This window comes from Bartonella sp. CM31XJBT, from assembly GCF_028618555.1.
In the GTDB taxonomy this organism is placed as follows: domain Bacteria; phylum Pseudomonadota; class Alphaproteobacteria; order Rhizobiales; family Rhizobiaceae; genus Bartonella.
Map to the genome: position 1 here is coordinate 37056 of NZ_JAQITD010000006.1, position 15235 is coordinate 52290.

Here is a 15235-nt window from a genome sequence, read left to right on the forward strand (position 1 = left end):
TTCCAGTATTTTTATCGCTGACTAATTACCTTTATGCTAGAAGCTTTTGAGCCGCTGCACGCGCTTCTTCAGTAATCTGTTCTCCAGCCAACATACGGGCAATTTCTTCTGCACGCTCATGCTCTTCCATTTTATGAATCGCAGTAACAAAGCGTCCTTTATCATGACTCTCAATTTTTGAAATAAGAAAATGACCATGCGCTTTCGATGCAACCTGTGGAGCATGCGTAATAGCGAAAACTTGGACATGTTCTGATAAGCGTTGCAACCGTTGCCCAATAGCCGCTGCAACAGCCCCCCCAACGCCTGTATCAATTTCATCAAAAATCAGCGTCGGTGCTGATCCTCGATCAGATAAAACAACTTTTAATGCCAGCAAAAAACGAGATAATTCACCGCCAGAAGCCACACTAAGCATGGGACCAGCCCGTGAGCCAGGATTTGTTCGCACCCAATATTCAACACGATCACATCCCTCTGCACTCCGCTTTTCCGTATCACTTTGCATTTCAACAATAAATTCAGCCCTCTCTAATTTCAATGCCGGTAGCTCAGTCATCACGCTTTCAGACAAGTTCTTTGCAACCTCTTGACGTTTTATTGACAACGCTTGCGCTAACATATCATATTTTTTTTGTGCTTGTCTTGCCTCATCTTCAAAGCGTGTCAATATAGTCTGAGCCTCTTCAAAATCAGCGAGTTCTGCATCCATTTTATCGCGTAACTGAATCAATTCATCCGCTGAAACTTGATATTTACGAGCAAAACCCCGAAGAGAAAAAAGACGCTCTTCTATCCGTTCCAATTCATCAGGTTCAAAATCTAATGCTCGTATTGCCGTCTCAATACCTTCTTGTGCTGTTGCAAGTGCATGCAATGCCTCATCAATAGATTTCACCACTGGTACAATAAGTTCTTGCGCCTCAGGAATTTTCCGCTCCAAACGCCTCACCAAATTAGAAAGTACTGGGATTGGTGATTTTTGACCCGTTAAAAGATCATCCGCTTCTTTAATATCTGTCGCTATTTTTTCTAATTTAAGCATATCAGCACGACGAAGAGAAAGAGCTTCCTCTTCACCAACTTTAAAATCAAGCTTTTCAAGCTCTTCTACACACGCACGAAGATAATCAACCTCACGTACGGCACTCTCTACTTTAAGACGCTGCCGTTGCAAACGCTCCTCAAATTCACGCCATGAGTGATAACACTGACGCAAATTTTCCACTTCATCTTCAAGACCACCAAAGGCATCTAATAATTGGCGATGTGTAGCAACATCAACAAGCGCACGATCATCATGTTGTCCATGGATTTCAACCAGCAAACGGCCAACACTCCGCATCAATGCAACACTAGACACCTGATCATTGATAAAAACACGGCTACGTCCATCACTTGATTGCACACGCCGTAAAATAATATCACCCTCATCATCAAGACCATTCTCACGAATAAGTTGACGTGCAGGATGTGAAACAGACACATCAAAAACAGCTGTGACCTGCCCGCGGTCAGCACCATGACGCACAAGCGAAGCATCACCCCGCCCCCCTAGAGCAAGTGATAAAGCATCAAGGAGAATAGACTTCCCCGCACCTGTTTCTCCAGTTAAAACCGTCAACCCCGCCGTAAAATGAATATCAAGCGTTTCGATCAAAACAATATTATGAATCGAAAGCTGTACCAACATAGAGAATCAACGTACCCTCTTCTTATCACCACCTAAAGCATTTGAGATCCAAGAAGATTTATGCTCACGTGGCGATATTTTATTCTTCTGCAAGAGATTATAAGAAAATTTATACCACTCACTTTTGGGATAATTACGTCCTAAAATAGCTGCTGCCGTCTGTGCTTCCGCCGTTAAGCCGAGAGCAAGATTAACCTCAGTCAAGCGGAAAAGCGCTTCTTCAATTTGATTTGTATCAGAATACTCTTCAACCACGGTACGAAACCGTCTACTTGCCGCAAGGTAACGCCGCCCCTCTTCATAATAACGGCCAATCTGCATTTCTTTACCAGCCAGCTGTTCGCGACCAAAACGGATTTTATCCTTAGCATCCTTGACATACTCAGAATTAGGATAACGCTCTATAAGAAGCTGCATAGCAGCAATAGCACGTTTCGTATCACGTTGATCACGTGTAACATCAGGAATCCGACGGAAAGAAGAAAGACCAATAATATAATACGCATAAGCCGAGTCAGTCGACCCTGGATAAAGAGTAATATAGCGTTGAGCCATACTAATCGAATCATCATACTTTCCGAGTCGATAATTAGTAAAAGCACCCATGACCAAAGATTTACGCCCCCAGTCTGTATAAGCGTACTGTTTTTCAATCTTCAAAAACTTCTTCGATGCATCCCCAAGCCGCCCACTTTCAAGGCTAGCAAGCGCCTGATTATAGAGAACATCTGGTGGCTCTATTTTCAAAACATAAGCAGATGGATCAAGGGTTTTTTTCTCTTTAAAGAGACATCCCGCTAACATACAGGTGCTTCCTAAAAGTACCACCCCCAATATCTTGCGTACAATGTTAGATTTTCTATATGTCATATTTCCAATGCACACATGAGATTTTTTCATAGTTTTTCCGGCCTCCAGAGAATATCACCTTGTAGCAAAAACAATTTATTAAAGTTTTTATACCATATCACTTTAAAATCCACATAACCAATTTAGCAGTTTAGGTCAATCATCCCCTTAAAAATCAAATAAACGATAAAAAAATCTTGTCAATTTTTTTACTCTTTCTCTAAAAAGCTTTTTTCGTAATATGATTCGTCCGCCAAAACAGCTTTCACCAATTGCGCATTAATTCTATGCCCACTACAATAAGAACGAAATAATCCAATAAAAGGTGCTCCCAGCAAAGCAGTATCACCAATCGCATCAAGCATCTTGTGCCGAACACATTCATTCTCCCAATAAGGACCATCGGGATTTAAAATTTTATCATTAAGGTCGATAACAAGAGAATTTTCCAAAGAAGCACCTCTCGCCTTTCCAGAAAGCCTTAATTCTTCCACGTCTTTGATAAAACCAAAAGTGCGCGCACGTGACAAATCATCCCTAAACCCTCGTGTGGTAAGATCAAAACTGAAATGTTGCTTACCAATAGCAGAAGAAGGAAAAGAGATCGTTATATCAAAACGACGTCCATCGAATGGCAAAAGCTCTGCAACACCATGAGATCCTTCAACTCGCACCGGCTTTTTTATAATGAAATAAGAACGCAACGCATTTTGCTGTACAATACCAACATCTTCAAAAGCTTGGCAATATAGCCACGCTGAACCATCCAAAATAGGAATCTCATTATGTGACACTTCAATAACAAGATTATCCAAATTATAAGCAGCAATTGCTGCCATCAAATGTTCAATTGTTTCAACCCTTACATCTCCATCTCCAAGTACTGTTGATAATTCAGTTTCTCCTGTTTGCGATGCATGAGCTTGAAATATTTTCTCTGTTCCGTCTAATCCACAACGCTTAAAAACAATACCACACCCAACATCCGCTGGACAAACCTTTACCACTGACAAACAGCCACTGTGAACGCCAATCCCCTTAAATGTTACTGCTTTTTTAAGAGTAGACTGATATTTTGGTACTAAATTCATCATAATCATTTTATTAAATTGCTTGTACATCTTTTAACAAAATTTATAAAATTATAAAGAATATTCATAGTAAATAATAAAAAAAAACCGCTTATTATAAGCGGTTTTTTTTTAAAACAAAGTATTTTATCAAAAAAACAGCAATATATTTTACTGTATAATTTTTGACTGATCATTAAAGAAATAATAATTTTTCTTACTTTATCTCACTTTTCATCAATTAATTTGCCTGACGACGTAAAAATGCTGGTATTTCCAACTGATCTTCTTCACTTATAAAAGTACGTTGATCTTGTGGTACCTGAGGGTGCAGCTCACCAGAACGACGTGGAACATACACAGAAGCATCTTGAGAAAGCGCCTGAGAATTTTTATTGTAAACATGAGACTCTTTCTGCTGAGACGATCTAACAGCAGGCTCCAGCCTCGCTTCTGGCTCAGCTTCTTCACGATGTGTCAAGCTCTGTTTCAAACGCTGCCAAAGATTACGAGGACCTTGATCAGTCACAAATGTTCTTTGACTTTGTCCATGAGCAACAGGAGGAAAATCCTTTAACTCAGGCATACGCATTGGAGCGCGCGCTTGCATTTGTTGCATTTGTTTTGGTTGCACTGGCTTTTCTTTTTGCTTCACAACCCCTGTCATCTCATCAAGAACATGTGCTGTTGCCTCCATACTCACAGGAGCCGTCATCGCCTGTTGAGAACCACGGCTTACTTGCATACGAGGCACATTGGATCTCTGTTCCTGAACAGCATTTGAACCATACGCAACAGCATTCGTGGTACTTCGTGTCGTCATTGATTCTGCAGGTTGTGCAAAAATTTGACTTTTGGGACGGAACTGTTCTCCGGTTGATTTACCCTTCTCTATTTCAAGTGATTCGATCACTTCTACCATTGACTCAGAACGCAGAGGCGATGACTGAACGTGAAAAGAACTGTGTGACGTTCCAGGATCGCTCTTGCGTATTGAAGAAGCAGGTCTTTGAATCTGAGGATGAGAGGACTGAACAACATCACTAACTTCACGATCAATACCGGTGGCAACCACAGAAACACGAATAACACCTTCCAATGACTCATCATCAATAGCGCCAAAGATCACATTCGCATCAGCATCCACTTCTTCACGAATACGATTAGCAGCTTCATCAACCTCAAAGAGAGTCATATCACGACCACCCGTAATAGAAATCAATAAACCACGCGCCCCACGCATAGAGGTATCATCCAACAGTGGGTTTGCAATAGCAGCTTCAGCCGCAGCCAAAGCACGCCCATCACCAGATGCCTCACCCGTTCCCATCATGGCTCGCCCCATTTCGTGCATAACAGAACGAACATCAGCAAAATCAAGGTTAATTAAACCCTCTTTAATCATCAAATCCGTAATGGAAGCAACACCAGAATAAAGCACTTGGTCAGCCATAGCAAAAGCATCAGCAAACGTTGTCTTATCATTTGCAATACGGAAAAGATTTTGATTGGGTATAACAATCAATGTATCGACAGACTTTTGTAATTCTTCAATACCAGCCTCTGCCGTTTTCATACGACGTGCGCCTTCAAACTGAAACGGCTTTGTCACAACACCAACAGTCAAAATACCTTTTTCACGCGCTGCGCGAGCAACAACGGGAGCAGCTCCTGTTCCAGTTCCTCCCCCCATACCAGCAGTAATGAAAACCATATGAGAGTCTGCAAGATGATCAATAATTTCATCAATACATTCCTCTGCTGCCGCTTGTCCAACTTCCGGCAAAGCCCCAGCACCCAAACCTTCTGTCACAGCTGCCCCAAGTTGGATAACACGTTCAGCCTTTGACATAGCCAAAGCCTGTGCATCCGTATTTGCAACAACAAAGTCAACTCCCTGAAGACCAGCATTTATCATATTATTCACGGCATTCCCGCCACCACCTCCAACACCAAAAACGGTAATGCGTGGCTTCAATTCCGCGATATCTGGCCGATGCAGATTAATCGTCATTTTCTTTTCCTTCTCATAAGACACCGCAAGCCAAAGCGATGAAATTTATCCAACTAGACTTAACTAAAAACTCTCACGCAACCACTCACCAACACGCTGAAAATACCCACGCGTGCCCATCGATAAATGATTTCCTGCCGCCTGCATTGTTTTTTCTTCAAAACCCACCAATTGCGGATAAATTAACAACCCAACAGCAGATGTAAACGCCGCCCCTTTTGCAAGAGAAGGAAGCCTCGAAATACCTAAAGGCCGCCCGATACGAACATTTCTTCCTAATATAGTACGTGCCATTTCTGGCAATCCTGTTAACTGGCTTGCTCCCCCCGTCAAAATAACACGTTTACCAATGATGTGACCAAAACCAGAACGATTTAAACAATCACGGACCATTTCTAAAATTTCTTCAACACGCGCACGAATGATACGCCCAAGAACCGCGCGAGGATATTGAGTTTCACGCTGTTCACTCCCAATTTCTGCTACATTAATCATTTGCCGCTCATCAGCACTTGTTAAAAGTGCTGAACCATAAACAACTTTTAAACGTTCCGCCTCTGTTAAAGACATAGAAAATCCGCGCGCAACATCAAGAGTGACATGATGCCCCCCAACAGCAAGAGCATCCGCATGAATAAATTTTCCTTCAAAAAACACTGAAAATGTTGTTGTTCCACCACCAAAATCAATACATGCAGCCCCTAAATGCGCCTCATCATTCATCAAGACAGCAAGACCACTTGCAAAGGGAGTAGCAACCATTGCTTCAACACTCAAATGTGCACGATTAATACAAGTTTCTAAATTACGCAAAGAGGCTGTTTCTGCTGTTACCACATGCACGTCGACACCAAATGTTTCCCCTGCCATGCCAATAGGATCAAAAATTCCTTTATCTCCATCCAATACATAAGAAACTGGAACTGAGTGCATAACATGACGTTCAGCATCAAAGGCTTTACGCGAAACATCTGAAAAGGCCATACGCATATCACGCTTGGTGACTTCACGACCATTCAAATGGACCTTTCCATTAATCAAAGCACTTTGTAATCGACTTGAGGAAAAATTCACAATCACTGAATCCACCACCAAACCCGCCATTTTTTCTGCCGCATCAACAGCCAATCTTATTGATTGTTCTGCTGCAAACATATCCATGACAACACCGGATTTAATACCACGTGAACGCTGCACTCCAAAGCCTAGAATTTCCGTAGAATGTGTACGACCATGTAAATAGTGTGCATGCTTCAAAGGACGCAAACAAGCAATAAGACAAACAATCTTACTTGAACCGACATCAAGTACCGTTAAAAAACGTGTTTTACGCCCCTTCAAATGATGTGATCTGAGTAGCATCATAGGCTTCCTGCCTTTCGCGCTTTTAAAATACGTTCTTCTTCTGCTACAGTAGCATGATAACGCTCCAACGTTTCATCTGATAAAGAAACAGTAATTCGATCAGCAAGACGTAAATCAACACTGAGAATATCGCGAGATAAAAGATCTTGCATTGTACCGGACGAAAAAAGAGAAGAAAGCCTTTCAAGAGCACCATTTTCAGGCAACATAACGCGCATTCCATTATTCAAAACAAGATCCCAACGTCGATCACCTACCCGCACAAAAGCACGAATACGATCATATACTTCCGGATAGACTGACAGCGCTTGAATAAACACTTTAGCAGCATTTTGTGCCCCCTGCCCAACCACAAGAGGTAAATCCCGAACAATTTCCCCTTTAAAAGGCACAATGACACGACCTGTATTATCAACAATATCCATTATGCCATCATGTTGCCAAATGGCATAGGGTTCACGCTCCACGATGGAAATGCGCATTTTATTAGGATAAATTTTCTGAACATTAGCCGATTGCACCCAAGCCTGTTTTTCCAAAAGAGAACGCGCTCTTTCAACATCAAAAGTGAATATAGAAGGCGCAACATCAAGTTTTAAAATTTTAAAAATATCCTGCTTTGCCAAGCGCTTATTACCGCTTATATCAACATGAGTGACCACAAAACTACTATCCAATATGATCGTGTTTACGATCACAGCCATCTGACCACTTGATGAAAGTCCATAAAAAGCCGTAACAAAGAAAAACCATACAACAGCAAAAGAGCCAAAATGGCGTGGAATATGAATATTAACAAAAACAAACTCAAACATAAACCGAAGAAAACGACGATAAAGACGTGGCAAAGCCGGCACTGAAAGCACCTCCATCGGAACATTTGTTTTACTAACATTCAACGCATACATGATGCGTCCTCCACCATCCATTGAACAATATCGCCGTAAGTACGGCCGCTCGCTTTTGCAATATCAGGAAGAAGAGACGTCGATGTCATACCGGGTTGCGTATTAATTTCAAGCCAAACCAACTCTCCCGTTTTTTCATCAAAACGAAAATCAGAACGGCTAACACCTCGACACCCTATCGCCTGATGGGCTGCTAAAGACATTCTTTGCACACTTTGGTAAATATTTAGTGAAAGTTGTGCAGGACAAATGTGAAGAGAACCACCCGTTTTATATTTTGAGTCATAATCGTAGAATGGAAAGTTTTTATCGGGAAGAATTTCACACACATCCAGCACTTCATTCCCCAAAACAGCACAAGTCAATTCACGACCAGGAATATATTTTTCAATCATCACCTCATCGGCATATCCCCACTCAGCTCCCCCAATATTATGCGGCGGTACAGCTTCATTTCCTTGGACAATGACAACACCAAAACTTGATCCTTCACACACAGGTTTAATTACATAAGGAGGCTCCATGGGATGCGTTCGGCCCAAAGCAAAGCGGCTCATGATACGAGAAGGAGCAACACAAACCCCAACATTTGCAACGATAATTTTTGCACGTCCCTTATCCATTGCCAAAGCAGATGCCATCACGCCAGAATGAGTATAAGGAATTTTTAAATATTCAAGAATCCCCTGAATCCGGCCATCTTCACCAAATGGACCATGCAATGCATTGAAGGCAATATCGGGCTGCAACTGTTCAAGAACAGAAGCAATACGAGCATCAACATCCACGCGGCTCACGCGATACCCCTGTACCTCTAGAACATCAGCACAAGCCGCCCCTGAAGATAAACTTACAGACCGCTCAGAAGAAAAACCTCCCATTAACACAGCTATATGTTTATCTTTCATAATAAATCACCCTCTTTCGCATACTATATGTAGTCTATATAGAATACATCAGCACCATATACAGGAAAAACAAAGTTTATCCTTGCGAATCAATAACCTAGCATTTTGCATAATGAATCAGACTCAAAAGCCTGATGCAAGAGATTCTTTGTTAATTTATTGATTCTTAATAGAAATTTTTTATTATCTCTTTGAAATGACTCAATTTTTTATTTTCACTTTTTTAGTGAACAATAAATCAATGAAATGGATCAAAAGGAGAAACACTTCGACCGCGCTCAAATTGACCAATACGCTCTATTTCCCATTGTAAAAGGTGGGCTGAATTTGCAAAAACACGTGCACGCACTGTTTCTCCCAATGCTTCAAGATCATATCCTGTTGCTTGCCCTGTATTAATCATAAAATTACAGTGCATTTCACTCATTTGAGCGCCACCAATCCGTAAACCACGACACCCTGCTTCATCAATCACGCGCCACGCAGATCCATTCCCAGGATTTTTGAAAGTTGACCCCCCTGTTTTTTCACGAATAGGTTGCACTGTTTCTCTGTGGAGGGCAACTTCATCCATAGCAGCACGAATATCATCTTTATTGCCGAGTTTTCCTTCCAATAAAGCAGCCGTAAAAATAAAATCTTTAGGAACATCACAATGGCGATAGGAATAATGCATATCTTTCACACTCAAGATATGACGTTGCCCTTTACGATCCAGCGCATAGACCTCGACAACACGCGCTGCGGTTTCAACACCATTCGCACCAGCGTTCATTTTGAGAGCTCCTCCAAGACCTCCAGGAATACCATGATAAAAATGAAAACCTGCAATCTCAGCTTCTAAAGCGGCAGCAGCTAAATGTTTATCCGCCGCACCAGCACCAACTAAAAAGCCTTTTGGAGAAACCTGCTTCACTTGCCCAAAACTTTTTGGCGAAAGACGAATCACAACACCAGGAACCCCCCCATCACGCACCAGAAGATTAGAACCGATACCGACAATTGTTACAGGAACAAATTCAGGCAAATTTTGAAGAAAGAGAGCCAAATCTTCTTCATCAACAGGCTGATAAAAAAGCTCTGCCAATCCGCCCGTGCGAAACCACGTTACCTTACGCATCTCAACATTAGGTGTAAGTTTTCCTCTCACGCCACCCAACAATGGTTGCAATTGCGCCAATAGCGCCTCACCATCAATGTGCTGAAAATTTATCATGACCATCCAATACCGCTAACTGATGAGGCAACGCACAAGCCCATTGTGTGATATTGCCAGCACCAAGAAAAACAACATAATCCTCTGCCTGAGCAAATTTTGAGACAAGAGACACAACATCTTCCAAACCATGTATCAAGCGCACATCACGATGACCCGCCATTTTAATATGCTCTACCAATTCTTGAGAACCAAATCCTACAATAGGCTCTTCACCAGCCGCATAAACGGGCGTAATCAACACTGTATCTGCATCATTAAAACAAGCAGCAAAATCATCAAATAAATGATACAACCGTGAATACCGATGGGGTTGTGCAATCGCAATAACACGCCCTTTTGCACTCTCACGTGCAGCACGCAAAACAGCCTTTATTTCGACAGGATGATGTCCATAATCATCAAATATTTCAATGCCACGCCAACTTCCTGTTCGCGTAAAACGCCGTTTTACTCCGCCAAATTCTGCTAAGCCCCTTTTTATAGCTTCATTTGAAATGCCAAGTTCATGCGCAATAGCAATCGCCGCCGTTGCATTGGCAACATTATGCTGCCCTGCCATAGGCAAAAGCATATTTTTCAACTCAATCTTTCTTCCTGTTTTGCGTGAGCGAACAAGAACATCAAAATGCGTTTTTTGACCATCCATCGAAAGATTAAGAAAACGAACATCTGCTTGTGGATTTGCACCATAAGTGATCACCCAACGATCATCAATACGGCCCGCCAATGACTGAACCTCTGGATGATCAAGGCACAAAACAGCAAAACCATAAAAGGGAACATTTTCTACGAATTGCCGAAAAGCCTCACGCACAGCATCAAAACTTCCATAATGATCCAAATGCTCAGCGTCAATATTAGTAATAACAGCAATATCAGCAGGCAGCTTTAAAAATGTACCATCACTTTCATCAGCTTCAACAATCATCCAATCGCCATCTCCTGTACGAGAATTCGTACCATAAGCATTAATAATACCGCCATTAATCACCACTGGATCAAAATGACCAGCATCAAGAAGGGCTGCAACCATTGATGTGGTTGTTGTTTTACCATGTGTACCACCCACCGCAATTGCACGCCGAAACCGCATCAGCTCCGCCAGCATTTCTGCACGTCTAACAAGCGGTAAATGTCTTTCCTTTGCAGCAATATACTCAGGATTTGTTTTTTTAACGGCAGTAGAAAAAACAACAACCTCTGCATTCCCTAAGTTTTCAGCACAATGACCTATATGAACGTTAATTCCCTTTTTCCGCAAACGTTCAACATTTGCACTTTCAACTTGATCTGACCCTTGAACTTTATAGCCAAGATTATAAAAAACCTCCGCAATTCCACTCATACCGATCCCCCCGATTCCGATAAAATGGATAACGCCTATATCAAGTGGCATTTTCATTAAAAAGCTCCTCTTTTATATCTGACAACAATCGCCCTGCAATTAAGGATTCAGCCATATCAGCAAGGCAACGGGTTGCATGAGGTTGCCCAACTTTTTTTGCAGCAAGCGCTTGTTTTTCCAATAAATGGGGTGCACAACAAGCGTGCATTAAAAGAGAAAAAAGCTTTTGTGCATTCAAATCTTTTTCTGATACAATTTGCGCACCACCTACACGAGCAAGCAGAGCTGCATTGGCAGCCTGATCATGATCTAAAGCATGGGGATATGGAACAAGCAAAGCAGGTCTACCAATCACCGCTATCTCACAAACGGACGAAGCCCCAGCGCGCGACAAAATAAAATGAGCATGTGCCATACGTTCAGCCATATCATCAAAAAAAGGAGCAACCTCTGCTTGTACGCCCATATCACGGTAGATTTTGATCAACCCTCCTGCTTCACCGCGAACTTGCTGTACAATTCGTAAACGTTTACGGTTCTTATCATCGAATAAAGCAATCGCTTCTGGAACAATATGTGAAAAAGCAGAAGCCCCTTGGCTACCTCCAAAAATCAAAAAATTAAATGGCTTTTCCCCCTCTGAAGAATGATAAGGAATTTTGGCCGCCTTCAACACAGCCTCACGGACAGGATTCCCCGTCAAAAGTATTTTATGAGCATAAGCGCCATTTGGCGACAACAAACCACCAGCGATTGCACGCACAAAAATTGCCAACACCCGATTGGCACGCCCCATAACAGCATTTTGTTCATGAATAAATGTCACACGCCTCGTTAAAGCCGCAATAAAAAGAGGAGGAAAGCTCGGATACCCCCCAAATCCTCCAACAAGAACAGGACGTAATTTATAAAACAACGCCAACGATTGCCCCATTCCCCTTAGCAAAGACCAAAACGTCTTTATCAGAGCAAAAGGATGACGTCGTATAAACGTTGCCGATGAAACGATATGAATATGCTCTTCATCAAAGCACCGAACAAAAGGTCGTGCTCTTTCATCTGTTATTAAATGAACATCATATCCACGCTTCCTTAATTCAACAGAAAGGGCTTCAGCAGGAAAAAGATGTCCACCTGTACCACCAGCCACCAAAACAATAACTTTTTTATCATTCATAAGGGGTATCCAAGACAGAAGAGGAAGAAAAAGCTGAAAGGCGTGCTTCTGGCCAACGACGTGTTAAACTAAGCAAAATGCCCATTGAAAACGCAATCGCCACCATCGAAGAACCACCGTAAGAAATAAAAGGCAATGTCATGCCTTTTGGAGGAATTAAGTGAAGATTAACGGCCATATTAATAGCTGATTGAAAGCCAATCATCATTGCTATGCCAGTAATACCAAGACGTATAAAGGAATCACGTGTATTCATGGCTATATACAATGAACGCATAACGATAAAGCCAAACAGCATCATAATTAATAAACAAAGAATAATACCATATTCTTCAGCAGCAACGGAAAATACAAAATCTGTATGGCTATCAGGAATGATACGTTTTACTGTCCCCTCCCCAGGACCTTGCCCAAACCAACCACCATTCAAAATAGCCTCACGTCCTACATCCACTTGAAAAGTATCTCCTTCACCTGTCAAAAAACCATTGATCCGCTCGCGCACATGATGCAGAAAAAAATAAGCTAAAATAATTCCTACAACGCCTAAAATGAGAAAGAGAAAAATAATAGTAAGAGGTACACCAGCAATAAAAAACAGCCCCCCCCATGTTGCACTTATTAAAACTGTTTGTCCAATATCAGGCTGCAAAACCAGAAGCACACAACAAATGCCATAAAGTACAATCGCTAACGTATAACCTAGAATTCCCCTCTTGCGTATCTGTTCCGAAAAAAGCCAAGCGGACATAACCACAAAAGCTGGCTTCATAAACTCTGAAGCCTGTACAGAAAAACCAAATAGCTGAATCCATCGCCGTGCTCCCTTTAATTCTGGACCAAAAAATAAGGTTGCAACCATAAGAGCAAGCGTTACAATGAGCAAAAGAGCACATAAACGACGAATATTAGAAAGCGAAAAAAAAGAAATGGTAACCATCGTAAAAAATGCTAAAATGCTGAAAATGATATGCCACCGAACAAAATAAAAACTATCAGCAATTCCGATTTTTTTTGTAATAATGGGGCTGGCAGCAAAAGACAGCATAATGCCAATTCCCATTAAAATTAAACAAGCTGCAAAGATAGAGCGATCAATCGTCCACCACCAATTAGCAATTGGATCTCTATCTGCACGCGTCACCATGATATACACACCTTATCCATTTTATAAATTGTCTCAAAGTGATATGGGTTCCCAGCCTGTTTAACAAACACTTTAAAAACTAAATTACACAAAAAAAGATTCTGGAGTCTTAACGCAAAAATATTTTTTATAATTGATGCTTTTTTTATTGTAACTGCATCACAAAAGAGACAAATGCTTCGCCTCGCATTTCATAATTTTTAAATTGGTCATAACTTGCACAAGCAGGTGACAAAAGAACCGTCACCTCTTTTGCCTTACAGCCTATTGCGTCAACAGCTGCTTCACGCACCGCATTTTCCAAAGTTAAGCTCATAGAAAAGGGAAAAGCAGATCCAATAGTGCGAGCAAATTCTTCCGCCGCACTCCCAATCAAATAGGCTTTACGAATTTTAGGAAAAAATTCTCTAAGAGACTCTATTCCTCCCTTTTTTGCCTGTCCCCCAACAATCCAAAAAATATCATTAAAGGTGGAAAGCGCAGGAGCTGTTGCATCTGCATTAGTCGCCTTGCTGTCATTGATAAACAAAACCGCCCCCATTTTACGCACCTGTTGCATACGATGATCCAACCCTTTATAACTTGCTAAATGCTTGTCCATAGAAGGATCGGTTATTTTTAAAGCCTGCAACGTTGCTAATGCCATAAGGGCATTTTGCGCATTATGCCTCCCACGTAACCCCGCCATAGGAGCAAGATCTGCAAGCATATGACGCTGTCCTTGACGAACAGAAAAGAGCTTGGTCCCATCTGCATAAAAACCATTTTCAACAAAATGATCCTTGGAAATTGCCTCAATTTGCTTCCCCTCATGAAGTAACTGTTGATATAAAACCCGGCAAGCTGCATCATCAACTGAAATAAAAGCCTGAGAAGCCTGAGCAATCAGATGCCTTTTGGTTTGCACATAACAGGCAAAACTTCCATGTCGATCAATATGATCAGGTGTGAGATTTAATAAAAGTCCAATAGTCGGCTGAAGAGAGGGAGTAAGATCAATTTGAAATGATGAACATTCAATCACATAGATACGTTTTTTAACAAAGGGCTTAAGCGTCAATATTGCCTTTCCAATATTTCCCCCCATCTGCACATCATAGCCCATTTTTTCCAACAAATGCGCAAGTAAAGATGTTGTGGTTGACTTCCCATTCGTCCCCGTAATCGCAATGAAAGGAACGTCTTTGTCACAAAAACCATAATGCTGTAAAAATTGATGGCGCGCCCGAACAAATAATTCAATATCACCGATAATTTCTATATTTTTTTTTCGTGCTTTTTCAACAACCCAATGGGGTTGAGGATAACTTAAAGGAACTCCAGGAGCTACAATCAATGCAACAAATTCTGACCAATCTTCATAACGGAGATCTCGTGTTGGAATATTGTGCCGAAAAGCCATTTGCACGCTTGAAGGACTATCATCCCACGCCACCACTTCTGCACCACCACACATCAATGCTTGTGCCGTTGCTAGTCCAGACTGTCCCAATCCAAACAGAGCAACTTTTTGACCTTTATAACACGTAACAGAAATCAC

The 15235-nt window shown here is 41.6% G+C and carries 12 protein-coding genes; all 12 read right to left on the reverse strand.

The window, feature by feature from the left end; genetic code table 11:
* Nucleotides 1-31: 31 nt before the first annotated feature.
* Nucleotides 32-1693 (reverse strand): DNA repair protein RecN, encoded by a 1662-nt coding sequence (gene recN, locus PVV63_RS04095; RefSeq protein WP_273790772.1) that lies wholly within the window; start codon nucleotides 1691-1693, stop codon nucleotides 32-34.
* Nucleotides 1694-1699: 6 nt separating this feature from the next.
* A complete protein-coding gene (locus tag PVV63_RS04100; RefSeq protein WP_273790773.1) occupies nucleotides 1700-2593 on the reverse strand; it encodes an outer membrane protein assembly factor BamD in 894 nt (297 codons plus the stop codon).
* Between the two features lie 158 nt (nucleotides 2594-2751).
* Nucleotides 2752-3636 carry a UDP-3-O-acyl-N-acetylglucosamine deacetylase gene (gene lpxC / locus PVV63_RS04105; RefSeq protein WP_273790825.1) on the reverse strand — a complete coding sequence of 295 codons (885 nt, stop codon included), beginning with the start codon at nucleotides 3634-3636 and terminating at the stop codon, nucleotides 2752-2754.
* 217 nt (nucleotides 3637-3853) lie between these two features.
* The gene (gene ftsZ, locus PVV63_RS04110) at nucleotides 3854-5626 is read right to left on the reverse strand and encodes a cell division protein FtsZ (RefSeq protein ID WP_273790774.1); all 1773 of its coding nucleotides are present in this window, start codon (nucleotides 5624-5626) and stop codon (nucleotides 3854-3856) included.
* 63 nt (nucleotides 5627-5689) lie between these two features.
* Nucleotides 5690-6991: a cell division protein FtsA gene (gene ftsA, locus PVV63_RS04115; protein WP_273790775.1), complete on the reverse strand. Its 1302-nt coding sequence runs from the start codon at nucleotides 6989-6991 to the stop codon at nucleotides 5690-5692.
* On the reverse strand, nucleotides 6988-7899 hold the full coding sequence (locus PVV63_RS04120; RefSeq protein WP_273790776.1) for a cell division protein FtsQ/DivIB: 912 nt from the start codon (nucleotides 7897-7899) through the stop codon (nucleotides 6988-6990). Before PVV63_RS04120 ends, ftsA begins: the two co-directional genes overlap by 4 nt.
* Nucleotides 7887-8807 carry a D-alanine--D-alanine ligase gene (locus PVV63_RS04125; protein WP_273790777.1) on the reverse strand — a complete coding sequence of 307 codons (921 nt, stop codon included), beginning with the start codon at nucleotides 8805-8807 and terminating at the stop codon, nucleotides 7887-7889. Before PVV63_RS04125 ends, PVV63_RS04120 begins: the two co-directional genes overlap by 13 nt.
* Before the next feature lie 238 nt (nucleotides 8808-9045).
* A complete protein-coding gene (murB, locus tag PVV63_RS04130; RefSeq protein WP_273790778.1) occupies nucleotides 9046-10023 on the reverse strand; it encodes a UDP-N-acetylmuramate dehydrogenase in 978 nt (325 codons plus the stop codon).
* Nucleotides 10001-11428, reverse strand: a complete 1428-nt coding sequence (gene murC / locus PVV63_RS04135) for a UDP-N-acetylmuramate--L-alanine ligase (protein ID WP_273790779.1) — start codon at nucleotides 11426-11428, stop codon at nucleotides 10001-10003. The genes murB and murC overlap by 23 nt, the downstream gene beginning before the upstream one ends.
* Nucleotides 11412-12548, reverse strand: coding sequence for an undecaprenyldiphospho-muramoylpentapeptide beta-N-acetylglucosaminyltransferase (murG, locus tag PVV63_RS04140; protein ID WP_273790780.1), 1137 nt, complete (start codon nucleotides 12546-12548; stop codon nucleotides 11412-11414). The genes murC and murG overlap by 17 nt, the downstream gene beginning before the upstream one ends.
* On the reverse strand, nucleotides 12541-13695 hold the full coding sequence (locus PVV63_RS04145; protein ID WP_273790781.1) for an FtsW/RodA/SpoVE family cell cycle protein: 1155 nt from the start codon (nucleotides 13693-13695) through the stop codon (nucleotides 12541-12543). The genes murG and PVV63_RS04145 overlap by 8 nt, the downstream gene beginning before the upstream one ends.
* A 145-nt stretch (nucleotides 13696-13840) precedes the next feature.
* Nucleotides 13841-15235 (reverse strand): UDP-N-acetylmuramoyl-L-alanine--D-glutamate ligase, encoded by a 1395-nt coding sequence (gene murD / locus PVV63_RS04150; RefSeq protein WP_273790782.1) that lies wholly within the window; start codon nucleotides 15233-15235, stop codon nucleotides 13841-13843.

Coding starts and splice junctions, on each gene's coding strand:
- lpxC (WP_273790825.1), bottom strand. CDS start 3,636: ATGATGAATTTAGTACCAAAATATCAGTCTACTCTTAAAAAAGCAGTA.
- PVV63_RS04145 (WP_273790781.1), bottom strand. CDS start 13,695: ATGGTGACGCGTGCAGATAGAGATCCAATTGCTAATTGGTGGTGGACG.
- ftsZ (WP_273790774.1), bottom strand. CDS start 5,626: ATGACGATTAATCTGCATCGGCCAGATATCGCGGAATTGAAGCCACGC.
- murC (WP_273790779.1), bottom strand. CDS start 11,428: ATGAAAATGCCACTTGATATAGGCGTTATCCATTTTATCGGAATCGGG.
- murG (WP_273790780.1), bottom strand. CDS start 12,548: ATGAATGATAAAAAAGTTATTGTTTTGGTGGCTGGTGGTACAGGTGGA.
- PVV63_RS04100 (WP_273790773.1), bottom strand. CDS start 2,593: ATGAAAAAATCTCATGTGTGCATTGGAAATATGACATATAGAAAATCT.
- PVV63_RS04125 (WP_273790777.1), bottom strand. CDS start 8,807: ATGAAAGATAAACATATAGCTGTGTTAATGGGAGGTTTTTCTTCTGAG.
- murB (WP_273790778.1), bottom strand. CDS start 10,023: ATGATAAATTTTCAGCACATTGATGGTGAGGCGCTATTGGCGCAATTG.
- PVV63_RS04120 (WP_273790776.1), bottom strand. CDS start 7,899: ATGTATGCGTTGAATGTTAGTAAAACAAATGTTCCGATGGAGGTGCTT.
- ftsA (WP_273790775.1), bottom strand. CDS start 6,991: ATGATGCTACTCAGATCACATCATTTGAAGGGGCGTAAAACACGTTTT.
- recN (WP_273790772.1), bottom strand. CDS start 1,693: ATGTTGGTACAGCTTTCGATTCATAATATTGTTTTGATCGAAACGCTT.